The sequence below is a fragment of the Ardenticatena maritima genome (genome assembly GCF_001306175.1).
Taxonomy (GTDB): domain Bacteria; phylum Chloroflexota; class Anaerolineae; order Ardenticatenales; family Ardenticatenaceae; genus Ardenticatena; species Ardenticatena maritima.
This window is the reverse complement of the sequence record NZ_LGKN01000009.1, coordinates 228,821-250,624: the sequence shown is the minus strand read 5'-3', so window position 1 is coordinate 250,624 and position 21,804 is coordinate 228,821. Positions and strand designations below refer to the sequence as shown.

General features: G+C 59.3%; 21 protein-coding genes. 10 read left to right on the top strand and 11 right to left on the bottom strand.

What is annotated here, in order from left to right:
* Positions 1-3: 3 nt before the first annotated feature.
* The 10 genes from nrfD to SE16_RS13955 all read right to left on the bottom strand — a co-directional run bounded on the left by nrfD (position 4) and on the right by SE16_RS13955 (position 11,877).
* Positions 4-1,566 (bottom strand): NrfD/PsrC family molybdoenzyme membrane anchor subunit, encoded by a 1,563-nt coding sequence (gene nrfD, locus SE16_RS14000; protein WP_054493836.1) that lies wholly within the window; start codon positions 1,564-1,566, stop codon positions 4-6.
* A gap of 28 nt (positions 1,567-1,594) precedes the next feature.
* Positions 1,595-2,557, bottom strand: coding sequence for a 4Fe-4S dicluster domain-containing protein (locus SE16_RS13995; protein ID WP_200907416.1), 963 nt, complete (start codon positions 2,555-2,557; stop codon positions 1,595-1,597).
* A 199-nt stretch (positions 2,558-2,756) separates the two neighbouring features.
* Positions 2,757-3,410, bottom strand: coding sequence for a response regulator (locus SE16_RS13990; RefSeq protein ID WP_054493835.1), 654 nt, complete (start codon positions 3,408-3,410; stop codon positions 2,757-2,759).
* Positions 3,385-5,370, bottom strand: coding sequence for an ATP-binding protein (locus tag SE16_RS13985; RefSeq protein ID WP_060687759.1), 1,986 nt, complete (start codon positions 5,368-5,370; stop codon positions 3,385-3,387). Before SE16_RS13985 ends, SE16_RS13990 begins: the two co-directional genes overlap by 26 nt.
* Positions 5,367-6,311: a substrate-binding domain-containing protein gene (locus tag SE16_RS13980; protein ID WP_054493834.1), complete on the bottom strand. Its 945-nt coding sequence runs from the start codon at positions 6,309-6,311 to the stop codon at positions 5,367-5,369. Before SE16_RS13980 ends, SE16_RS13985 begins: the two co-directional genes overlap by 4 nt.
* A 188-nt stretch (positions 6,312-6,499) precedes the next feature.
* The gene (gene clpX, locus SE16_RS13975) at positions 6,500-7,798 is read right to left on the bottom strand and encodes an ATP-dependent Clp protease ATP-binding subunit ClpX (RefSeq protein ID WP_054493833.1); all 1,299 of its coding nucleotides are present in this window, start codon (positions 7,796-7,798) and stop codon (positions 6,500-6,502) included.
* Positions 7,782-8,426 carry an ATP-dependent Clp protease proteolytic subunit gene (locus SE16_RS13970; RefSeq protein ID WP_054493832.1) on the bottom strand — a complete coding sequence of 215 codons (645 nt, stop codon included), beginning with the start codon at positions 8,424-8,426 and terminating at the stop codon, positions 7,782-7,784. The genes clpX and SE16_RS13970 overlap by 17 nt, the downstream gene beginning before the upstream one ends.
* Before the next feature lie 162 nt (positions 8,427-8,588).
* A complete protein-coding gene (gene tig / locus SE16_RS13965; RefSeq protein ID WP_054493831.1) occupies positions 8,589-10,112 on the bottom strand; it encodes a trigger factor in 1,524 nt (507 codons plus the stop codon).
* Between the two features lie 255 nt (positions 10,113-10,367).
* Positions 10,368-10,538 (bottom strand): twin-arginine translocase TatA/TatE family subunit, encoded by a 171-nt coding sequence (tatA, locus tag SE16_RS13960; RefSeq protein ID WP_060687757.1) that lies wholly within the window; start codon positions 10,536-10,538, stop codon positions 10,368-10,370.
* Between the two features lie 103 nt (positions 10,539-10,641).
* A complete protein-coding gene (locus tag SE16_RS13955) occupies positions 10,642-11,877 on the bottom strand; it encodes a phosphatase PAP2 family protein (protein WP_054493830.1) in 1,236 nt (411 codons plus the stop codon).
* A gap of 247 nt (positions 11,878-12,124) precedes the next feature.
* On the opposite strand from SE16_RS13955, the gene SE16_RS13950 reads away from it, so the two are divergent.
* The 8 genes from SE16_RS13950 (at position 12,125) to SE16_RS13915 (ending at position 19,447) form a co-directional block, all read left to right on the top strand.
* Complete coding sequence (locus tag SE16_RS13950) at positions 12,125-14,086, top strand: tRNA uridine-5-carboxymethylaminomethyl modification enzyme MnmG/GidA (RefSeq protein WP_054493829.1); 1,962 nt, start codon at positions 12,125-12,127, stop codon at positions 14,084-14,086.
* Between the two features lie 105 nt (positions 14,087-14,191).
* A complete protein-coding gene (locus SE16_RS13945; RefSeq protein ID WP_082374401.1) occupies positions 14,192-14,656 on the top strand; it encodes a GNAT family N-acetyltransferase in 465 nt (154 codons plus the stop codon).
* The gene (locus SE16_RS13940; protein ID WP_054493827.1) at positions 14,656-15,867 is read left to right on the top strand and encodes an MFS transporter; all 1,212 of its coding nucleotides are present in this window, start codon (positions 14,656-14,658) and stop codon (positions 15,865-15,867) included. The genes SE16_RS13945 and SE16_RS13940 overlap by 1 nt, the downstream gene beginning before the upstream one ends.
* Positions 15,868-15,869: 2 nt before the next feature.
* Entirely contained in the window at positions 15,870-17,354 is a 1,485-nt protein-coding gene (locus SE16_RS13935) for an O-antigen ligase family protein (RefSeq protein WP_054493826.1), read from the top strand.
* An 8-nt stretch (positions 17,355-17,362) separates the two neighbouring features.
* Complete coding sequence (locus tag SE16_RS13930; RefSeq protein ID WP_054493825.1) at positions 17,363-17,842, top strand: helix-turn-helix domain-containing protein; 480 nt, start codon at positions 17,363-17,365, stop codon at positions 17,840-17,842.
* The gene (locus tag SE16_RS13925) at positions 17,839-18,507 is read left to right on the top strand and encodes a lysophospholipid acyltransferase family protein (RefSeq protein ID WP_054493824.1); all 669 of its coding nucleotides are present in this window, start codon (positions 17,839-17,841) and stop codon (positions 18,505-18,507) included. The genes SE16_RS13930 and SE16_RS13925 overlap by 4 nt, the downstream gene beginning before the upstream one ends.
* Positions 18,504-18,920, top strand: a complete 417-nt coding sequence (locus tag SE16_RS13920) for a secondary thiamine-phosphate synthase enzyme YjbQ (RefSeq protein ID WP_054493823.1) — start codon at positions 18,504-18,506, stop codon at positions 18,918-18,920. Before SE16_RS13925 ends, SE16_RS13920 begins: the two co-directional genes overlap by 4 nt.
* Positions 18,917-19,447, top strand: coding sequence for a hypothetical protein (locus tag SE16_RS13915; RefSeq protein WP_054493822.1), 531 nt, complete (start codon positions 18,917-18,919; stop codon positions 19,445-19,447). Before SE16_RS13920 ends, SE16_RS13915 begins: the two co-directional genes overlap by 4 nt.
* Here SE16_RS13915 and SE16_RS13910 read toward each other — a convergent pair.
* A complete protein-coding gene (locus SE16_RS13910) occupies positions 19,427-20,416 on the bottom strand; it encodes a DUF368 domain-containing protein (protein WP_054493821.1) in 990 nt (329 codons plus the stop codon). The genes SE16_RS13915 and SE16_RS13910 overlap by 21 nt on opposite strands.
* 110 nt (positions 20,417-20,526) lie before the next feature.
* On the opposite strand from SE16_RS13910, the gene SE16_RS13905 reads away from it, so the two are divergent.
* Both SE16_RS13905 and SE16_RS13900 read left to right on the top strand, forming a co-directional pair.
* Positions 20,527-21,111 (top strand): NUDIX domain-containing protein, encoded by a 585-nt coding sequence (locus SE16_RS13905; RefSeq protein WP_160317027.1) that lies wholly within the window; start codon positions 20,527-20,529, stop codon positions 21,109-21,111.
* A 1-nt stretch (position 21,112) separates the two neighbouring features.
* A complete protein-coding gene (locus SE16_RS13900; RefSeq protein ID WP_054493819.1) occupies positions 21,113-21,802 on the top strand; it encodes a site-2 protease family protein in 690 nt (229 codons plus the stop codon).
* Positions 21,803-21,804 lie beyond the last annotated feature (2 nt).

Below are 21,804 nucleotides of genomic sequence, written 5' to 3'. Positions count from 1 at the left end.
GATTTAGTGTCCTTCACTGGTTTCCAGTGGCAGGATTTTGTATCCCAGCACACCCAAGAAGATGGAGAGCCCAATCAAGCCCAGACTGCTCAACCATTCATTGAGTGTCGGAACGTAGTACGAGCGAATTTCGCTGTGTCCCAGAATGCCGCCAATCGGGGTGTGCGTCAGGTCGGCTGTTGAAAGCCCCAGGGCTGTGCTTGAACCGAGCCAGCGCACCAACACAAGCAGAACGAGGAAGAAGAGCGCAGCGGTGCCGCCCGCGACCAGCCCTTCACGCATGGGGTGATCGTGGCGACCTTCACGGTGCAGCCAGGCCAGGGCGGCAATCACCCCCACTGTGATGACGGCGGCGATGAGGATCAGCCATGTGAGCAGGTTCAACTGTTCGGGCGAAAGCGTCGGCGTTGTTTGTGTTGGCGCCGGTAGCATGGTGTAGGCGCGGTCGAAACCGGGAATGACCGGCACGTTGAGCGCGGGGATAACGATGTTCAGGCGCACCCCGATGATGCCGATGACAATCATCAACCCCGCCAGCCCCACCATGCGTGGGTCGCGTCCGGTGCGCGGCCAGAGGATGAAGAAGAGCGGCACAAGCGCCCCGAAGAGAATTTGCACCAGCCAGAAGACCCACCAGAAAGGACCGAACATAATCAGCCGCAGGACTTCCACGTCTTCGGGGATGTTGCCATACAGGCCGACCGAGAATTCGGACCAGATGAGCAGCAAGTCGAAAATGAGCAAGCCCGCCGTGATTTTCCCCAACGTGAGCACCAGGTCATCGCGCTGGGCTTTATCAAGGGCGCGACCCACAAAGAAGGCCAGCAAGAAGGTGAGCAACGCCGCGCCGGATGCCAGCGCCGAGATGATGAAGACGATGGGGAAGAGCGGCCCGTACCACATGGGGCGGGCTTTCACCACGGCGAAGAGCGCCCCTGTACCACCGTGGACGCCAATCGCAATCGGAATACCGAAGATGCCCAAAATCTTCATCCAGCGGCGGTCACGCTGAGCAGAGGCTTCGGAAAGGTCGCGGCTTCCCAGGGTCAGCCAGCCGCAGATGGTGGCGCGCCAGCCGCTTTCATTTTGCGCACAGCGAATCAAATCCTGGCGCATGAGCAGCCAGAGTTCGGTCAGAATGACGATGATGTAGAGGACGTAGAAGTGAATTTCGATTTCCAGAACCGACCACCAGTTGCGGTTCACAAAGACGGTCCAGAAGCGCTCCATGTGCCCCAGGTCAATCAACACGAAGAAGAGACCGGCAATCAGGGCGATGAGCGCCGAAAAGAGGGCAAGCCGCCCGATAGGTTCCAGTTTCTTGTAGCCGAAAACGTAGATGGCGGTACTGAGCAGGAACGACCCGGCTGAGAGCCCGATGAAGTAAATGTAGAACGCAACCCAGAGCCCCCAGGGGACGATGTAGTTCAGGTTGGTAACGCCCAGGCCTTCGACGGTACGGATGACGACCGCCGCCAGACCGACGACCGTCACGATGAAGAGGATTGCCCAGCCCAGGCGGGTGAGCCAGCGGTTCGGGCTTTGATAGCGGAGTTGGCCTTCCATGATTCATGCCTCCCTTTTATGCCCTTGCTCACAGCAAGTAGTAGACATTTGGTTCGGTGCCCAATTCTTCTTTCAGGCGAATGTACGGACGTTTGGCGATGAGTTCCGACACCAGGCTTTCGGGATCGTCCAGGTCGCCGAAGTGAATGGCGCGCCCGATGCAGGTTTCGGCGCAGGCCGGCAACATGCCTTGATAGATGCGGTGCAAGCAGAAGTGGCACTTGCGGGCGTTGCCCACAGGCGAACTGCCGGTTGCGCGCACACGGTTTTCGCCGTACTCAGGCGAGGCCATTTGTTCATACGGTTGGAGCGGGTCGGTGTAGGTTTTGCCCAGGTCAATGAAGCGTGCGCCATAGGGGCAGGCTGTCAGGCAGTAGCGGCAACCGATGCACTTATCGTAGTCAATGACGACGATGCCGTCTTCTTCGCGTTTCCACGTTGCCGCGACCGGGCAAACCGGCGTGCAAGGCGGGTTTTCACAGTGGAAGCAGGGCTTGTACATGAAGACACGGCGCACATTGGGGAATTGCCCCACTTCCTGTTCGAGCACGACGTTGTAGGAGACTTCCGGCGGTGTTTGGTTTTCGGCTTTGCACGCGACTGTACAGGCGCGGCAGCCGGTGCATTTTTGCAAGTCCACCGCCATGCCGAAGCGCACTTTTTCGCCCCGTTCGCGTTTTTCAAGCGCACGGCGCAAGTCAACCAACATGCGGTCAATGACGCCGGCTTCGGGGTCGAGATAGTCGGTGTTGGGTTTGCGCAACGGCTTGGTGGGGAACTTTTGGGGTGTTTCGGTCGGAACCGGGACTTCCGCCGATTTCGGAAAATCCTTGCTGAAGATGGCGGGCGCCATCAACCCGGCAAAGACGGCGCTGGAAAATTTGGCCAGAAAACGGCGGCGTTCTTCGTCCAACGCTTCGTTTTCTGGCGCCGGCGAAACGTCTTCGGGTTGTACGTCAATGGTGTTGATGGGTATCATTTGGTCACTCATCAGGTTTCCCTCCTGCTTTGCATACCCCGTTGCTTGGAATGCCGGCGGGTCTTCGTGCAGAGTCCAGTGTAGAAAAAACCGCCGGCCGGCGGTAGCGTGAAAAATGCGGATTGTGGTCGTGGAAAAGTGCGGATTTTTCCCCTAGCCAGGTGGACAGGTGGAGGGGTACCTGATGGAAGAGGTGGGCGGTGAAGGGGGGCTAATCAATCAGCCCATGCTCGCGGGCATAGCGTACCAGACGGGCGCGGCTGCGCATGCCGAGTTTGCTGGTGATGTTCGCGCGATGCGTTTCGACGGTGCGCACGCTGATGTGCAATTCATCGGCAATTTGCTGGTTGGTGTAGCCCAGAGCAATCAGCCGCAGGACTTCTTTTTCGCGCGGGGTCAAGCGCTCAATGGATGAATCGGTCGCGTGGGGGGATGTGGATGCGCCAAGGTTGAGCCCGCGCAACAGTGCGCCCGTGAGCGAGGGGTGAACATAAATGTCGCCACGCCAGACGGCGCGGATGGCGCTCAACAATTCCAGTTCCACCGCGCGCTTGATGATGTAGCCCGCTGCACCGGCGCGAATGGCTTCTTGCAGCAAGGTTTCATCTTCATGCACGCTGAGAATGAGCACGCGCGTATCGGGAGCGCGTTCCCGAATGAGGCGTGTGGCTTCCAGCCCGTTCATGCCGGGCATGCTGATGTCCATGAGGACGATGTCGGGTTTCAGTGTTTCCACCAGGCGCACGGCTTCGACACCGTCGGCGGCTTCACCCACCACTTCGATTTCCTCTTCAGCATTCAGCAGGGCGCGTAAGCCGGCGCGGAGTACGCCGTGGTCGTCAGCGATGAGAATACGAATGTTCATAAGGAACCTCCACATGGATGGTTGTGCCTATGCCCGGCTGGCTTTCAATGGTCAATGTTCCGCCGAGCATGGCGGCGCGTTCGCGCATGCCAAACACGCCCAGGCGTTCTTGCGTGTTGATCGTGGTGGGGTCGAACCCAATGCCGTCGTCTTCTACAATGGCAATGAGATGCCCATTGCGGCATTCGAGGATGATGTCCACATGTGTGGCTTGGGCGTGCCGCATGGCGTTTGTCAGCGCTTCTTGAACAATGCGATAGATAGCGGTTTCGACTTCGGGCGAAAAGCGCCGGTGTTCATCCAGCCCCACGGCTTCAAAGTCGATGCTGATGTTGCTTTGGCGGCGGCAAACGTCGGCGTATTGCCGCAAGGCGGCGACCAGCCCCACATGGTCGAGACTGGCGGGGCGCAGGTCAATAGCCAGGCGGTGAAGGTTTTCGAGAATGCGGTTGGTCGTGAGTTTCAAGTCTGCCAGGTTGGCGGCAACGGCGTAGGGGTCGTCCAGGTTTTGTTGCAAGATGCCAAACCCTACCATGAGCGATGTGAGCGCTTGCCCTGCTTCGTCGTGCAATTCGCGGGCGATGCGGCGGCGTTCCTCTTCCTGGGCGGCAAGGACACGTTCCAGAAGTTGTGCGCGCAGGGCTTCGCGTTCGGCGAGTTCGCGCAGGGCGCGCTGGCGCTGTAATTCGGCGTCCAGCGCAATGCCGATTTGACGCCCAAGCGCTTCGGCAAGGGCAATCTGTTCGTCGGAAAAGGTTTGTGTGGGGCGCAGCGCCAGGTTGAGCAAGCCCAGCGGGTGGTCGTGAGAGACGAGGGGGACGCTCAGATGACGGTCGAACGCAATTTCGCTGGTGCGTTGCTCGAATGCGCGGTGCAGGCGGGGGCAATCATGGCGCATGACGGGATGCCGCCAATCCGCCTTCCCGCTGAGTACGTCGAAACAATGGCACTGCTGGGCGTGGGGGCGCATTTCATGCGCACGGAACGCGTCGCTTACACCCCACGCAGCCTGGATGCCGGGGGCGGTTTGGGCGTCTTCGGAAGGCGCCAGCACAATCCAGGCGCTTTCGCACCCCAGAAGGCGGGCGGCTTCGCGTGTGGCGGTTTCCAGCAAGGCGTCCAGCGTGGTTTGGGCGGAAAGCAAGTGCGAAAATTCATTCAGGGCTTGCAGGTGGCGGTTGCGTTGTTCCAAATCGCGGCGGGCGGCGGCAAGTTGGCGCGCCATGCGGTTGAACGCCGTCGTGAGGCGCCCGATTTCATCGGGAAAGTGGACAGGCACTTGCTGGTCGAGGTCGCCGGCGCGCATGCGTTCGGTGGCGTCAACCAACCTTGAAATAGGCGTCAGCAAAATACTGGCAAGGACGTACACGGCAACCGATGCGGCGGCCAAGCCGCTCAACGAGAGCAGAACGACGATGTTGGTTGTACGTGCCAGTTCCTGTTGGATACGGTTGTGGCTCATCCCCAGCCGCACCGTTCCCAGTTCGCCGTTGAGGATGGGAACGGCGATGTCGGTTATCAGCCCTTCTTCACTTTGTACGGTAAGCACCTGTTGAGGAAGGCCGGCTTCCAGGTGGTTTACCGTAAGCAAACTTGGCGGCACACGATTGGGGAAGGAGTGTGCTTGTACTAACCCATTGGCGTCCTGGATGAAGACGTAACGTACGTCGGGGTTGGTTTCAAGCGTCGTGCGGATTTTTTGGTGTAAGCCAAAGGTGTTTTGGGTGAGGAGTAAGTCGGTTGCGTCTTCCGCCAGAGCGCGGGCAATGGCAATCCCGCGTTCTTCCAAATCACGTTCGAGGTTGGCGGCGGTCATAGCGCGAATTTCGACCGTCAAGACAAAGATAAAAAGACACGTGCTCAGCCAGACCATGCCGGCCAGTTTGGTGCGAATTGGCAGGGCTTGCAATCTGCTCCAAATGAAGTGAACCCATTCACGTGGCGAGCGTCGCCATTTCATTGTTCGTTTCCTCTGGCTTCTGTCCATCCGCGTACTGTTGCCGCCATATGGCGAATATCATCATACAAATTTGGCGGTGCATGAACAAACCGTTCAATGCCAATGGCGCGCAGGGCGGCGCGCCCTGCGGGCGTGTTGTGCATGTTGAGCAACACCTGTTCCAACGCGTCCCGCAAGGCGGGGTCCAGGTTGGGGTGGACGACCACAGGGGGAATGCCAAAGTTAGGCGAGCGTTCAATTTCACGAATCTGCTGGCGCAAGGTGGGGTCTTGCGCATACATGGTTTCCAGCACGATCGAGTCCACGCTTGCGGCGTCAACAATGTGTTCGGCAACCGCATGAACCGAGTTGTCGTGTGCGTAAGTGAAAATCACATGCTTGAAGAACGTTTCGGGGGTTTCGCCCATTTCCCAGAGACGATACTGCACGTATAAGCGCCCGCTGTTGGAGAGGGGGTCTGTGAAGGCGAAGCGTGTGCCGCGCAAGTCTTCAAGTGATTGATAGGGCGCGTCTGCACGGGCAATGATGACTGCCTGGTACGTGGTGCGCGCGTTCACTTGTGGCACCGCCAGGACGGTCATGTAGCCGAGGCGTTCACCTTCAACGTAGCCGCCGCCGCACACAAACGCCACGTCGGCTTGCCCGGTGCGCACCAATTCGTTCACTTCGGCGTAGGTGCCGCGTTGCAGCAGTTCGACGGGGCGATCGAGTTCTTGGGAAAGGTAGGCGAGCAGGGGGCGATACGTTTCAAACGTGGCTTCCGGCGAAAGAACGGCGGCGATAGCCACGCGCAGCGGCATACGCGGTTGTGGGTTTTCTGCACCGACCACGTCTTCGACGGTGGCTTCACTGAGCCGCACCACCGGGTACGTTTCTTGCCCACAAGCAAGCAGCAAGAGCGTGAGAAGGCTACTCACCCATGCTAATCGCAGATATCGCATGCTCCCCCCTTTTCCAACGTGTTTTCTCAAGTTGGTTTGCGCCTTACATGATAGCACACCTTGCGGGTGTAAACACTCGCCACGCGACGGGGGTTCAGGCTCGCCACCTGGACAGGGAGGCGGCTTGGGGAGTGGCGGAAACGAAAAACGCCCTCCGTTTGGAGGGCGTTGGCTTCAGCAAGACCACATTACGCTGCGCGGTCGAATTCGGGTGAAACGGGTTCGCCCAAGCGATTGAAGAGCAACGGGGGCGCACCCTCGGTGATTGTTTCGGGCGTAATTTCAATGCGCCCAATATCGCCGCGCGACGGGATTTCATACATGATGTCGAGCAAGACGTTTTCGATGACGGTACGCAACGCACGCGCGCCGGTGCGATATTCGAGCGCTTTGCGGGCGGCGGCGCGCAGGGCTTCTTCATGGAAGACGAGTTCCACGTTGTCCATGGCAAAGAGTTTTTGGTACTGCTTCACCAGGGCGTTTTTGGGTTCAACGAGGATGCGTACCAGCGTTTCTTCATCCAGCGGGTCAACACTAGTGACCACCGGCAAGCGCCCCACAAATTCAGGAATAAGCCCGTAGTGGACGAGGTCGTCGGCAATGACGTATTGCAACAATTCAGGCCCTTCCAGTTCGCGGTGACTTTCGGCGTTGGGCACACGGAAGCCCATTTGGGCGCGTGTGTTGACGCGCTTGGCGATGATGTCTTCCAGACCGTCGAACGCCCCGCCAACGATGAAGAGGATGTTGGTCGTGTCAATCTGGATGAAGTCCTGGTGGGGGTGTTTGCGCCCGCCTTGGGGCGGCACATTGGCGATTGTCCCTTCCAGGATTTTGAGGAGTGCTTGTTGCACGCCTTCGCCGCTGACGTCGCGGGTGATGCTGGGGTTGTCGCCCGATTTGCGCGCGATTTTGTCAATCTCGTCAATGTAGACGATGCCGCGTTCGGCGCGCGCCAGGTCGAAATCGGCGGCCTGGATGAGGTGCAGCAAGATGTTTTCGACATCCTCACCGACGTAGCCGGCTTCGGTCAGTGCGGTGGCGTCGGCGATGCAGAAGGGCACATCGAGAATGCGCGCCAGGGTTTGCGCCAACAGGGTTTTGCCGCAACCGGTAGGCCCGATGAGCAAAATGTTCGACTTTTGCAGTTCGACGCCGTCATCGTTGGGCATGACCGAGGCATAGATGCGCTTGTAGTGGTTGTACACGGCCACCGACAGCACCTTTTTGGCGCGATCTTGCCCGATAACGTATTGGTCAAGACGGCGCACAATTTCCTTGGGCGGCAGCAGGCGTTGCAGTTCCACCTCAAACGCCGGGCGGCGCGAACGCAGCGGCGGCGTTTCCTCTTCGAGAATTTCACGGCAAAGTTCGACGCATTCGTCGCAAATGTAAACCGAGTTCGGCCCGGCAATCAGGCGGCCGACTTCGGTTTGGTCGCGGTTGCAGAATGAGCAACTTTGACCGCTTTTACTTCGTGGTGCCATCGGTGCGCTCCTCCTCAATGTGCAAAACTTGGTCAATCAATCCGTAGTCGCGGGCTTCTTCCGCGGAGAGGAAGAAGTCGCGGTTGGTGTCTTGTTCGATACGTTCGAGTGGTTGCCCGGTGCGTTCCGCCAGGAAGCGGTTGAGTTTTTCACGCAGGCGCAAGATTTCCTGGGCGTGGATAGCGATGTCGCTGGCTTGACCACGCGCGCCGCCGAGGGGTTGGTGCATGTGGATGGTGGCGTTGGGCAGGGCGTAGCGGCGGCCTTTTTCGCCCGCGGCCAGAATGACTGTGCCCATGCTGGCGGCTTGCCCCACGGCAATGGTGGAAACGGGGGCGTCAATCAGGTTCATCGTGTCAATGATGGCGAGACCGCTGTAGATTTCGCCGCCCGGACTGTTGATGTAGAGTTGAATTTCGCGTTCGGGGTTTTCACGGTTCAGGTAGAGTAATTGGGCAACAATCAGGTTAGCGACCTGGGCGTTGATGGGCGTGCCCAGGAAAACGATACGCTCGCGCAGCAAGAGCGAGTAGATATCGTAAGCGCGTTCGCCACGGCCGGTTGATTCAACGACCATGGGAACAAGCGCATTCAAGATTGTGTCCAGATGTGGTGTTTTGGGCTTCATAGTTCCTTCGTGTACGTGTTGATGTTGGCAAGACCAGATTGATTGTAGGTCTTCTTGCACCAGAAGACAAACACGTTGCAATGTGTGGCGCCGGCAAAGCAAACGGAGCGCTTGTGCGCTCCGTTTGCGTGCATGCGGCAGGTTCGACCGCCGTATGGACGGTTAGGCGTCGCTTTCAGCGGGTGTTTCGTCTTCGCTTGCTTCGGCCTCGGGCTGTTCGGCGGCTTCATTTTCGGCGTCCGCTTCGTTTGCGGTTTCTTCATCGGCTTCGGTTTCCTCGCCGCCTTCGGCTTCTTCTGCTTCGGCGCGCGCCCAGGCTTCTTCCAGTTCTTTGGGGAAGAGTGGTTCTTCGGGTTGCCCTGTGACTTCGGCGACAAGTTTGTTCAGGGCTTTGCGCTGATAGAGCCCGCGGGCAATTTCACGCGCCAGGTTTTCATCTTGCAAAACCGAGGGGTCGGCGCCGCTTTGGAGCAGGTTTGTGAGCGCCATCGAGGCTTCTTTCTGATATTCGTCCTGTTCGATTTCGATATTGCGTTCTTTGGCATACTCGTACAGGACGAGTTCGCGGCGCAAGTCTTTTTCGGCGGCTTCGCGGTATTCTTCGCGCAGGTCGTCGAGCGTCTTGTTGAGCAGTTGCAGGTATTGTTCGAGGTTGAGCCCGTACACCTGCAATTGGTGTTCCAGTTCGTGGAGCCGCGAGTCAATGACGGCTTCGACCATGGCGGGCGGATAGACGATGGTGCTGACTTCGGCCACTTTGTCGAGCACTTGCTCCACAAGCCGCGAACGCGCCGCTTGACGCGCTTCTTCGTAGAGGTTTTCGCGCACCTGGTTGCGCAGGTCTTCAATGGTTTCAAAGTCGCCCACGGCTTGCGCCAGTTCGTCATCCAGTTCGGGAAGGACGCGGCGCTTCAAATCCAGCAGGGTCGCTTTGTACATGACGGTGCGCCCTGCGATGCGATCATCAGGCCAGTCTTCAGGGTAGGTGAGCGTGAATTCTTTGGTCTGGTTGAGGACCATGCCCTTCAATTCGCGCATGATGTCGGGCTTGGGCTGGGGCTTTTCTTCTTCGCCCGCCACCGCGATTTCGGAAGTTTCTTCCTCTTCCTCGAACATGGGCTGCAATTCCACTTCATGCCCTTTCAGTTCGAGGACGGTTTCGCCGCTCACCAAAGTTCCCACCAGGTCAATCGTCGCCACGTCGCCGTATTCAGCGGGGCCGGTGGTGGGCATGAGCATGGCGCGCTGCTCGCGCAGGTTTTCCAGCACAGCGTTAATTTCGTCTTCGGTGACTTCGATGTCTTCTTGCTCAATTTCGATGCTGCTCAAATCACCCAATTCGACTTTGGGCGGGAGCGGCACGATGGCTTTGATGGTGAGCGGTGAAAGGCTTTCGACGTTGAGGTCAATGTAGCGATAACTCCACGGTTCGATGCCTTCTTGCTCGATGGCTTCTTCGACGACTTTGGGGACGAGTGTTTCCAGTGCTTCTTCAAGCACGGCGGCTTCGCCAACCCGCTGTACGACGATGTGGTAGGGTGCTTTCCCTGGGCGGAAGCCGGGAATTTTTACTTCGCGCGCCAGTTTGCGGGCGGCGGCTTTTTTGGCTTCTTCGACGCGTTTCTCGTCAACAGTGATGGTCAATTCAACCTGTGCATTTTCCAGGTCTTTGCGTTCGATGTTCAAGGTGTCTACTCCTTCTCTACGCAGTTTTGGGCTCAAAAATCCAAACACGGATTATAGCGTATGCATGGTGAGAGGCAAACCTCTTTGCTTGATCAAACACCACCCCCCACCCGCTCCGCTTCAACACAGAACAGGCAAACAAAAGCCTGGCAAGTCATTCGCAACTCGCCAGGCTTTTTGATGACCTTTCACGCCAACACCACAAACCATTTTATCGTGAAATGGTTTGTGGTTCGTGAAAATGGTGGAGACGGCTCAGGCTTCTTTTTCTTCGGTCGAGGGGGTATCGTCTTCCGTAGTGGCTTTGCGGAATTCGCGAATGCTGCGCCCCAGCGCCCCCCCCAGTTCGGGCAAACGTCCGACGCCGAAGAAAATCACCACGATGACCAGGATAATCAGTAGTTCAGGCACACCTAGATTGGGCATGTGTCGCTCCTTTTTCTGCTTACAGGGTATTTCCGTTGGTCATTATACCACCCTGAAAGAGAGGGGCAAAGGCGCGTTTGTCAAAATGTGCACAGGACATTTGTCAGGTTGTGAGGTGACGATGGCGATGTATCCACAGATACACACCTGCAAAGACGAAGAAGGCGTACACCATGCCGGCGAGCAAGTCCACGACATAGTGGTGCCCAAGATAGATTGTGGCGAAGGCAACGCCGAGCGGAAAAATCCAAAGCCAAAGCCCTCGCTTTCGCCAGAGCATGGTGCCAAAGAGCGCCAGATAGGTAGGCATTGCCATATGGAGTGACGGCATCGCGGCAACAGGGTTGGGGGAATTCAGCAGGATGTCAATGGAATGAAAAGCGCGGACACCTTCCAGATACCCAAAATGGGCGGCCCACCAGGGGGGCGCGGCAGGAAAAAGAATGTAAGTGATGAAAGCCATATACGCCAGGACGACTATACCGCCCACCAAAGGCCAGTAAAAACGCGGGTAGAGTTGCCAGACAATCACCATGAGGATGATGGGGAGAATATAATGGCTGTAATAAAAAGCCAATGCGATGTTGTCAAGTAACGGGCTAAAGGAACGGTCCCACAGCCAGTTTTGCAGGACAACGTTAGCAATATGACCACCCAGAAGTGTGCGTTCCCAAGCGATGAGGTCGGTAATATGCAATTCGTTGGGGGTCAAATCGTCGGCAAAAAGGCGCAATGAGTCATAACTAAGAAGCATGAACAGGATAGGTGCAAAATCCAAAAGAAAGGCGCGGTGGCGTGGGTAGAAGCCAAACATACCTATAAGCAACAGGCTCAATAACCCAATTGATGGAAATGTGCGCGTTATGATACTCGCGAGCCCAATGATGCCAATGGTGAGAATTTGCATGAGGAGAATATCGTATTGCCGGCGTTCGCTTTCTGTCAGTTGATACGGCTGGCGAAGACCTTTTCGCCGCAACCAAAAGTCCCATGCCCAGCAAGCCGCAAAGACAGCGTAGACTTCAAAAATGAAGTCAAGAAACGTGAGAGGCATGGCTTTCAGGAGCAGAGGTGGCGTGACCAGCGCCAAAGAACCGCCGGTTCGCAACATGATGTTCGCCGTCCAAAGCAAAATCCATCCGAAAACGACAAATAATGCAAAGGCGGCGCGCCCGGATATCTCCTTTGGCCATGCAATAGCACATGCCAGCCCCAGGAGTATCCCCGCGCCGATAATGAAAATTTCCAGAATGATATTGGTGCGCACGGCAACAAAGCCGAGTAGCCCCCCTGTCAGCAGGCTGAGGAGCAACGTTGTCAACAAGGTGCGCGCCCACATTGCCACATTGGGTGATGGAGAGGATACTTTTGTGTTGTGCAAAGCCATCTTCCTTTGACTCTGATGATTGCATACTTGTCGTGGAAAGGGAGTATAAACATTTCTTGGCGGCAAACAATTGATCTCTCTTCAAACGTTTTCAACTTCGTTTCAGCCGTGCTACAATGCTCCGTCGAAATCCCCGCCATGTGTGCGCTGTGAGCGCATTATTGGCATGTGAAGAAGCAGGAAGTCAGGAGAAGCGCAGATGTACTATGACGTGATTGTGATTGGTGGTGGGCATGCCGGGTGCGAGGCCGCACTGGCAGCCGCCCGCATGGGTATGAAAACCTTGTTGCTCACCATGAACCTGGACCAAATCGCCTACATGGCGTGCAACCCCAGCATTGGGGGCCCCGCCAAAGGCCACCTCGTGCGTGAAATTGACGCGCTGGGGGGCGAAATGGCGCGCGCGATTGACCGCAGCGCCATTCAAATTCGCATGCTGAATGAGTCCAAGGGGCCGGCCGTGCAGGCGCTACGCGCCCAAGCCGATAAGCGGCTCTACTCCTGGCTCATGAAGATGGAAATGGAGCGCGTCCCCAATTTGCACTTGCGCCAGGACCGCGTGGATGACTTGATTGTGGAAGGTGGACGCATCAAGGGCGTCAAGGTCTCGTTGGGGCGTGTGTATGAAGCCGGCGCGGTTGTCGCGACGACGGGCACGTTTTTGCATGGGCGTCTCATCACGGGCGATGTGATTCGCTCTGGCGGGCGTGCCGGCGAAGGGGCGGCGCACAGCCTGAGCGACGCGTACCGCCGCCTCGGTTTCCAACTGGGGCGTTTGAAGACGGGCACGCCGCCGCGTGTGGACGCGCGCACCATTGATTTCAGCAAAACCAAGGTGCAGCCGGGCAGTACGCGCCCGCTCTACTTTTCGTTCTCCTATCCCGATGCGGGCATTTTCCCGCCTGAAAACATCATCACACGCTTGGGACCGCCCAACCCCGTGTACCCCATCCCGCCTGAGGCGGAAGAAGCCATGCGCTGGCGGCCGCAATTGCCTTGCTATCTGGTTTATACCAACCCTGAGTTCCACGAGATTGTGCGCGCCAACCTCGACCGCGCGCCCATGTTCACCGGCGTTATCGAGGGGGTGGGACCGCGCTACTGTCCCAGCATTGAAGATAAAATTGTGCGCTTTGCCGAAAAAGAGGCGCATGGGCTTTTCCTTGAACCCGAAGGATGGCTGACGGGAGAAGTTTACATTCAAGGGTGCAACACCAGCCTGCCCGAAGATGTGCAGTGGGCAATGGTGCGCACCATTCCCGCCTTGCGCCATGCCGAATTGATGCGTATCGGCTACGCTGTCGAGTATGATTACGTGCCGCCCATGCAACTCAAAGCCAGCCTGGAAACCAAACTGGTTGATGGGCTCTTCCATGCCGGACAACTCAACGGTACCACCGGCTATGAAGAAGCCGCCGCACAGGGGCTTATCGCGGGCATCAACGCCGCGCTCTACGTGCAAGGCAAACCGCCGCTCATTCTTGGGCGCGATGAAGCCTATATCGGCGTCCTGATTGACGACCTCGTGACCAGCGAAATCACCGAACCCTACCGCCAGATGACGGGGCGCGCCGAGTTCCGCTTGCTGCTGCGCCAGGACAACGCCGATTTGCGCCTGACGCACCACGGCTACCGTGTCGGTCTCGTCTCGCGTGAGCGGTACGAAGCGGTGGAAGCCAAGCGCAATCGCGTCGCCGAGGAACTGGCGCGCTTGGAGCGCACGTTCCTCAAACCGCGCGATGTGAACGACATTCTGGTGGCGCATGGGTTTGAACCGATTGATGACGGCGTGCAGGCGTTGCAATTCTTGCGCCGCCCCGAAGCCACCTACGATTTGATCGCCAAATTGACGCCGCCGCCGCAACCGCTGACCGAGGACGAAGCCGAGCAAGTCCAGATTCAGGCGAAATATGCGGGCTACATTGAGAAGCAGTTGGCGGAAGTTGAACGGATGCGCCGCCTGGAAGACCGCATCATCCCTGATGATATTGACTACTTTTCACTGCATGGCTTGCGCAAAGAAGCCCGCGAAAAACTGGACCGCTTCCGCCCGCGCACTGTTGGGCAGGCGGCGCGTATCTATGGTGTCAATCCGGCTGACATTAGTGTGTTGCTGGTGCACCTGGAACGGATGGGCAAGGCGTCGGCTTACGAGGAATAGCCGCACATGAGGGCGCTACACAAGACCTGACGGGGACGCCTCGTCAGGTCTTTCAATTTTGGCGCAGGTAGGTGTATGATGGGCGTCAACAAAACGGAGGCGACCATGCTTGTTCCAGGGGTGCGTGTTCGTGCCGCAACACCAGACGATATGCCCGTGATTCGCGCGATGGTGCGGCGTGAACGGCTGGACCCCACCCAACTGCATTGGCGCCATTTTTGCGTGGCTGAAGATGTGCAAACCGGGACATGCGTTGCGTGTGGGCAGTTGCGCCCCTTCTGGCGTGCGCAAGAACTGGGAAGCCTGGTGGTTGAACCGTCGTGGCGTGGGCGCGGCGTGGGGCGTGCGATGGTGCGCCATTTGGCGGCGCGGGCAACGAAGCCGCTCTTTCTGGAATGCGGCGCTTCGCTCGTGCCGTTTTATGCGCAGTGTGGGTTCAAACCGATTGCGCCGTGGCGGGTACCGTTTCCGCTCAACATAAAATTTCTGCTGTCGTCCCTTGTTGTGCGCCTGCTGGGGGGACGATTGGCGATAATGGCGTTGGCAAATGGTTCGTCGGAGCGTGAATAATGCGTGATATTTTGCGAAACCGGCTTTTTTTGGCGATTTCCATCGGGCACATGATGGTGGATGTTCTCAACAGCGCCATTCCCATCATTTTGGCAACGCTTGCCATTCAACTGGGATTGCGCAACGAGCAATTGGGCTTGGCGGCGCTCGTCTATTCGTTCGGCGGTTCGCTTACCCAACCATTGTTTGGCTACGTTGCTGACCGCTGGGGCAGCCGCTGGCTGGCGGCTGGCGGGCTCTGGTGGATGGCGGGCTTTTACCTCATCGCCGCCTTGCTTTCTCCACAAGCGGCGTTTGTTGTGCTCTTGCTGGTCGGGTTGGGGTCGGCGGCGTACCACCCGCAAGCCACCATGAATGCGCGGCTGGCGTCGGGAGACATGGCGGCGAGTGGGACGAGCCTGTTCTTCCTATTTGGGCAGTTGGGGCTAGCGGGTGGTCCTTTGGTGGCGGGGGTGTTGCTCAAGCAAGTGGGGCTTTCCGCAACGTTGTTGGTGTTGGGGGCGCCGGCGCTGCTCGTCGGTTTCTGGATTTGGCGCGTGGTTGTGCCACGGCATACGGACGCGGCGGCGGCGACGCGCAAGCGGACAGCAACAACGTCGGCGTTGCGCCTTGCCTGGCCTGTGATGGCGGCATTCGTCTTGTTGCTGGTGTTCCGCATGTGGCCCCAAGCGGCAACGCAAACCTTCTTGCCCAAACTCATGGGCGACGCGGGCATTTCCCCCGATCGATACGGGTTTACGCTCTCGTTTCTCATGGCAGGCGCGGCGATTGGCGGCGTGTTGGGCGGCTACCTCGCCGACCGCTGGTCGGCAAAATGGACGATGGTGCTCTCCCTGGCGTTGAGCGCCCTGCCTTTGTGGGTGTATCTGCAATTGCCGCTCACACACCCGCTTGTGCCGGTGCTGGTGGGCATGGCGGGATTGTTGTTGGGGGCGTCGCACAGCATTCTGGTGCTCATGGCGCAGAGCATGTTGCCCAACCGCATGGCGCTGGCGTCGGGGCTGGTGTTGGGCTTCATGTTCAGCGCCGGTTCGGCGGGCGGATATCTGACGGGACGCCTGGCGGACATCATCGGCTTGCATGCGGCGCTGGAATGGCTGGCGCTGGTGGCGCTGGCGGGGGCGGCGTGTGCGTTGTTCATGCCGCGTCGTCGAGAGTTGGAAGCGGCGGCGTTGCAACAGCAACTCGCTCAACCTGTTGCCGGTGAATAATGATGAAGCGCGTTTGGCTGGCAAACATATCCCTGGAAAGAGTGCTCGGCGCGGCGGCGCTGTTGGGAACCGCCTACGTGCTGGCAACCTTCCCGCTGAGCACCGCCGTCGTCCTGCTCGGCGGGGTGGGCTTCACGCTGGTGGTGTTGGTGCGCCCCGTCTGGGCGCTCTACGCGCTCCCCTTCCTCGTCCCCTTCCCCCTGCGCGAAGTGCGTGTTGGTCCGGCAACGGTGGGTGGGTTGGAAGCCTTGCTGGCGCTTTTCATCGCGGCGTGGTTGGCGCGTGGGCTGGCGCGGCGCGAAATCATCGTGCGCGCGCCCCCGCTGAGTCTGCCGCTGGCGCTGTTGCTGGGGAGCATGTTGTTGTCGCTGGTCAACGCTTTTTCGCTCAGCGCGGCGGCAAAGGAACTCGTCAAATGGCTGGAAGTCGCGGCGCTGTACACGATTGCGTGGCATGAATTGCGGCGGCGCGACCTGCTCATCATCGTGCTGGCGTTGCTGACGGCGGGCGCACTGGCGGCGGCGCAGGGCATCTACCAGTCGGTTTTCCGCGTTGGACCGCCGGGCTTTCTCTTCCCGCTGGCGGGGCGGCTCTGGTTGCGCGCCTATGGCACATTTGCACAACCCAACCCCTACGCGGGCTATCTCGGCTTGACCTTGCCGCTGGCGTATGGGCTTCTGCTGGCGGGGTTGGGCGCACTCCCCCAACGCGATGACGGCGTTCCGCTTCTGGTACGCTCGGTCGTGCTGGGCTATGCCGCCCTCACAGGGGCGCTCATGGTGTTGGCGCTCTTTTTCAGTCTGTCGCGCGGGGCGTGGATTGGGGCGGCGGCGGCGGTGCTGGTGGTCAGCATGTTGCTCAGCCGCCGGGCGTTTGTGGGCACCCTGTTGGCGGGCGTTGCCGGGGCGCTCTTTTTGGCGCTTGGCGGGTGGGCGTATGTGCCGCTACCAATCCGCGAACGCCTGACCGACTTTTTGCCCTACGTTGGGCTGGTTGACGTGCGCGCCATTGAGGTGAACGACCGCACCTTTGCCATTGTGGAACGCCTGGCGCACTGGTATGCCGCTGTGGGCATGTTCGCCGATTTTCCCTGGCTGGGGGGCGGGATTGGCAACTACGCCGCCCGCTACCCCATGTACAAACTCCCCCCGTGGGATGACCCGCTGGGGCATGCCCACAACATCTACCTGAATGTTGCCGCCGAAACGGGATTGGTGGGGCTGAGCGCCTATCTGCTCTTTTGGGCGGCGGCGCTCTGGCTTGCCTGGCGCGCCGTGCGGCAGACCACGGGGCTGTGGCGCGGTATGGCGATTGGCGCGCTGGGGGCGTTTGTGCATCTGAGCGCCCACAACTTTTTCGACAACCTTTATGTGCATGGCATGTATGTGCAGGTGGCGTTGTTGCTTGCGATTGTCGCGGTGCTTGTGGATAATCGCGGCAGTGGGTGGCACGAGCAGGAAACAGTGAAACAACCTTCAACACATTGAGGACGACCATGTTCGGACTTTACCTCAAAACGTTGCGCGAACGGGCGGGCATTTCGCAAGAAGCCCTCGCCGAAGAAGCGGGCATTTCCAGCGCCTACATCTCCCAAATCGAAAGCGGGCAGCGCAACCCCCCATCGCCGCCCATTTTGCGCGAAATGGCGGGACCGCTGGGGGTGGAATACCCCGTTTTGCTCTATGCGGCGGGCTATTTGCGCGATGAAGACCTCTACGCGCTGCTCTTGCGTGCTTTTGAAGAACTCTTCCAAATTGGCGCTGGGCGCGAAGCCCTCGACACCCTCTTGCGCGACCTGGTGGAGCGCTGGGTCGCACTCGACGAAGAAGAGCGCCGCGCCCGCCTTGAACTGACGGACGCCGAGCACATTGGCGAATTGCTTATGGAAGAAATCCTGCGGCGTCAGCGCGACCTCATTCTCGAAGCCATTTTCCGCAACATTCCCGAAGACCGCGAGGACGAAGCGACGCCATGAAGCGCATCAATCTCTACTGGCAAATTCGGGGGGTGTTGCGCCTCTTGTTTCGCCTGGGAAACTGGCATGTGCACGGCGTCGAACATGTGCCGCTGGGCGGCCCTTTGCTGATTGTGGTCAATCACATCAGCGCGTTTGAAGCGCCTTTGGTGGCGGCGACGCTTCAGATTGGACCTATCGCGGTGCTTGCCAAAGCCGAATTTGCGCATCCCCTCAACCCGCTGGGCTGGCTTATGCGCACCATGGACGTGATTTTCGTGCACCGCGGCGAAGTTGACCGCCACGCGATCAAAGCCGCCTTGCAGGTGTTGCGCGCGGGGGGCATCTTGGGGCTGGCGCCCGAAGGCACGCGCAGTAAAACGGGGGGCTTGCAACGTGGGCGCGAAGGGGCGGCGTACCTCGCGTTGCAGAGTGGCGCGCCCATCTTGCCGGTGGGCGTCTGGGGGCAGGAACGCATCCCGCAAGACCTGTTGCACCTGCGCCGCCCAACATACCACGTGCGCTTTGGTCCCGTTTTTACCCTCGAATACGACCGTGCGCGTCCCAAGCGCCAGCAACTCGCCGAAGCCACCGATGTGATTATGCGGCGCTTAGCGGTTTTGTTGCCGCCTGCGTATCGCGGGGTGTATGCCGATGTTGAAGAAACAAGCGGAGGAAGCCAATGACGTTCACCGGTACACTGCACCTGCAAACAAAAGGCGATACCGATATTCACGATATCACCGACGCCGTTGCCGACCTTGTTGCCCAGAGTGGCATCAGCAACGGCATCGTCTGCATCTTCTCGCCCAGTTCAACCAGTGGCATCACCACCCTTGAATACGAAAGCGGCGCCATTGCCGACTTGAAACGCACGTTTGAAGAACTGGTGCCCCAAAACCGCGACTATCGCCACAACCTGCGCTGGGGCGACGGCAACGGGCATAGCCACGTGCGCGCGGCGCTGTTGGGTCCCAGTTTGAGCGTGCCGCTCATCGGCGGGCGTTTGCGGTTGGGCACATGGCAGCAAATCATTTTCGTGGATTTCGATAACCGCCCCCGTCGCCGCGAGATTGTGGTACAGGTTGTGGGAGAATGAGCGCCGTGCGTGCTTGGGTGCTGCGGCTTTCAGCGCGCGCGGGCGAACGCCGCGCCTTGTTGGTGCTGTTTGGGCTCTACTGGCTCATGGTGCTTGTGGTCTTGCCGCGCGCCAGCGTCTCCGCCATCCCCACGCTTGATTTGCGGTTCTGGTACACCCCTGACGATGTGCAAGCCGCCTTCGGGGCGACCGATACGGCGGGGCGGTGGGCGTTTGTCGTCGGGCACTTCACCGCTGACCTGGTGTATCCGCTGGTCTATGCGTTGTTGCTGGGCGGGCTTCTCTCGGCGTTGACGGCGCGCACAGGGCGACATGCAAACGCGCCACTCCTCGCGTGGAGTGGCGCGTTGTTCGACGTGCTGGAAAATCTCACACTCTCCATCCTGGCGCTGGCGTATCCCAACCCGCTGGGGGGGCTTGCCTGGCTGGCGGCGCTGTTTACCGCCGCCAAATGGAGCACCATCGCTTTGACGTTTGCGCTCCTCGTGTGGGAAATCGTCGCCTGGCTACGCGTCCGTGCGCGTTGAGGTTTCCTCGCCTGCCAGGTAGCGCTCGATAAAGACCACCGCTCCAAACCCCAGCAACGCCAACACCACGGCAACCACCACCTCACCGTTGACGCCCCCGTTCACCGTCAAGGGCGGCACAATGTTGCGCTGCACCGTGGGAATGATCTCCCCATGCGAGCCGGTAATGTATTCCACCGTTTCCTTCCACGGCCAGATTTTGCGCAAACTCCCTACCATCAGCCCGATGAGCACAGCCACCGTGGCATCGTGGTAGCGTTTGAAAAGCCAGCCCAGAATTTGCGCAAACGACACAATCCCAATGGCGGCGCCCAGCCCCACCAGCCCAATCGTCACAATGTCGCGGTTGTTGACCGCGCTAAGGACGTATTGGTATTTGCCCAGCAACACCAGAATGAACGCCCCTGAAATGCCCGGCAAAATCATGGCGCAAATGGCAAGCGCCCCGCTCAAAATCAGGAACCACCAATCGTTGGGCGTCTGCAAGGGGACCGCCCCCACCAGCCAGTAGGCAAAGAGCGCCCCCGCCACCAGCAACACGCCCAGCGTGGGCGTCCAGCGGCGCACGCGACTGCTCACCGTGACCACCGACGCCAGCACCAGCCCGAAGAAGAAACTCCACACATAAACGGGCTTGTTTTCCAACAGCCATTCCAGAATGCGCGCCAGCGACAACACCGCCAGCCCAATCCCACTGCCGACGGCGATCAGGAAGGGGGCGTTCACCGCTTCCAGCGCCTCACGCAGACGCCCACGAAGCAACGCGCGCCAAAATGGGGGGCGTGCCGCCGCGCGAATGCTGAGCACCAGTTCCTCATAAATGCCGAGGATGAACGCCATCGTGCCGCCTGAGACGCCGGGCACCACGTCGGCGGACCCCATGAGCATGCCTTTGAGCACCAACAGGGCGTATTCGCGCCATGTGCGCCGGCGTGTTTGCAGTGTCCATGTTGTTTCAGCCTGTGCCATTTCTGCTTGCACCTCCTTTGATTGCATCCGCGCGAGACGATAGCACGAAACGTGCCCAAAGCAAGGGGCTGTGGGTCGCGCGATTGGCAATTTGGGGTACAATCCGCCGCATGAAACAGATTGCATGGCAAGACCTGCTCTATCCATTTTGGAAGCATATCCCCGACACGTTGCGGCGCTGGCTGATTTGGCTGGCGACGGGCAAGTTCATTGTCGGCGTCAGCGCCGTCTGCCTGAACGAAGCCAACGAGGTGCTTCTGCTCAAACACCGCTTCCACGGGCGGCACCCGTGGGGATTGCCCGGCGGCTGGCTGGCGCGCGGCGAATCGCCTTTCACCGCCATCTTGCGCGAAGTGCGCGAAGAAACGGGGTTGGACGCGGTCATCGAGGATGTGCTCTACGCCGACGGGGACGGCGCGCGCATCGAGATTGTGGTGCTCTGCCGCGTGAATGGGCGCGATGTGCGCGTTCAGCGGAGCGAAATCCTGGCGTACCGCTGGGTCAACCCCGCGGCGCCTGGCGTTGTCCTGCATCCACCGCAGGCGTATGCGCTGGCGGTTGTGGCGGCACGTTTGCAAGAGCGTGCCGCGCCAACGTATCCCATCCATGCCGACGAAGCCGCGTACCGCATGCGCCGCTTGCGCGATTGGTGGCATGGGCGCGCCCACGTGGACGACGAGGCGAGGGAGTCTTGACATGTTGCTGATTGGCTTGGAAGCCCCTGAACTGTTGTTGTACTTGCTCACCGCTTTTCTTGTCAGTTTCACCTTGCATGAAACAGCACATGCCTTTGTCGCCTACCTGTTGGGCGACCCCACCGCCAAAGAACAGGGGCGGCTCACGCTCAACCCCCTGGCGCACCTTTCCCCCATCGGGACGCTGCTCCTGTTGACGGTTGGCTTGGGGTGGGGCAAACCGGTGCCGGTGGACCCGTTCCGCTTCAAGCGGCTTTCGCCCAAGGTGGGCATGGGGCTGGTGGCGTTGGCGGGTCCGGTGGTCAATTTCGCGCTAGCGTTGCTGGTGGCTGTGCCCCTGCATTTGAAACTCCTGCCGTACACGCCCATGCGGGTTGGGCCTTTGCTTGTTTCGTGGGGGGAATTCGCCGCCTGGTTCTTCTGGCTCAACATGACGCTCGCCGTCTTCAACCTCATTCCTTTTGGCCCGCTGGACGGCGCGCGTATTTTGGCCGCTTTTTTACCCGATTGGTGGTTCTTTTTCAGTGCACGCATCGAACTCTACTTGCTGGGGCTCTTCTTCGCCCTCATTCTGATAGACCGCTTTACAGGAACAGGCTTGCTCGCCCGCCTGATTGCGCCGATTGGCTGCCAATCGTGGTGGTGGCTGGTGGGCTATACGCCGCCTTTCCCGTTTTGCGGCATGCTCTAAAA

Bases quoted from the DNA above. Each gene is read 5' to 3' on its own strand.
- nrfD (WP_054493836.1), bottom strand. From the start codon at position 1,566: ATGGAAGGCCAACTCCGCTATCAAAGCCCGAACCGCTGGCTCACCCGC.
- SE16_RS13995 (WP_200907416.1), bottom strand. From the start codon at position 2,557: ATGAGTGACCAAATGATACCCATCAACACCATTGACGTACAACCCGAA.
- SE16_RS13990 (WP_054493835.1), bottom strand. From the start codon at position 3,410: ATGAACATTCGTATTCTCATCGCTGACGACCACGGCGTACTCCGCGCC.
- SE16_RS13985 (WP_060687759.1), bottom strand. From the start codon at position 5,370: ATGAAATGGCGACGCTCGCCACGTGAATGGGTTCACTTCATTTGGAGC.
- SE16_RS13980 (WP_054493834.1), bottom strand. From the start codon at position 6,311: ATGCGATATCTGCGATTAGCATGGGTGAGTAGCCTTCTCACGCTCTTG.
- clpX (WP_054493833.1), bottom strand. From the start codon at position 7,798: ATGGCACCACGAAGTAAAAGCGGTCAAAGTTGCTCATTCTGCAACCGC.
- SE16_RS13970 (WP_054493832.1), bottom strand. From the start codon at position 8,426: ATGAAGCCCAAAACACCACATCTGGACACAATCTTGAATGCGCTTGTT.
- tatA (WP_060687757.1), bottom strand. From the start codon at position 10,538: ATGCCCAATCTAGGTGTGCCTGAACTACTGATTATCCTGGTCATCGTG.
- SE16_RS13955 (WP_054493830.1), bottom strand. From the start codon at position 11,877: ATGTGGGCGCGCACCTTGTTGACAACGTTGCTCCTCAGCCTGCTGACA.
- SE16_RS13950 (WP_054493829.1), top strand. From the start codon at position 12,125: ATGTACTATGACGTGATTGTGATTGGTGGTGGGCATGCCGGGTGCGAG.
- SE16_RS13945 (WP_082374401.1), top strand. From the start codon at position 14,192: ATGCTTGTTCCAGGGGTGCGTGTTCGTGCCGCAACACCAGACGATATG.
- SE16_RS13940 (WP_054493827.1), top strand. From the start codon at position 14,656: ATGCGTGATATTTTGCGAAACCGGCTTTTTTTGGCGATTTCCATCGGG.
- SE16_RS13935 (WP_054493826.1), top strand. From the start codon at position 15,870: ATGAAGCGCGTTTGGCTGGCAAACATATCCCTGGAAAGAGTGCTCGGC.
- SE16_RS13930 (WP_054493825.1), top strand. From the start codon at position 17,363: ATGTTCGGACTTTACCTCAAAACGTTGCGCGAACGGGCGGGCATTTCG.
- SE16_RS13925 (WP_054493824.1), top strand. From the start codon at position 17,839: ATGAAGCGCATCAATCTCTACTGGCAAATTCGGGGGGTGTTGCGCCTC.
- SE16_RS13920 (WP_054493823.1), top strand. From the start codon at position 18,504: ATGACGTTCACCGGTACACTGCACCTGCAAACAAAAGGCGATACCGAT.
- SE16_RS13915 (WP_054493822.1), top strand. From the start codon at position 18,917: ATGAGCGCCGTGCGTGCTTGGGTGCTGCGGCTTTCAGCGCGCGCGGGC.
- SE16_RS13910 (WP_054493821.1), bottom strand. From the start codon at position 20,416: ATGGCACAGGCTGAAACAACATGGACACTGCAAACACGCCGGCGCACA.
- SE16_RS13905 (WP_160317027.1), top strand. From the start codon at position 20,527: ATGAAACAGATTGCATGGCAAGACCTGCTCTATCCATTTTGGAAGCAT.
- SE16_RS13900 (WP_054493819.1), top strand. From the start codon at position 21,113: ATGTTGCTGATTGGCTTGGAAGCCCCTGAACTGTTGTTGTACTTGCTC.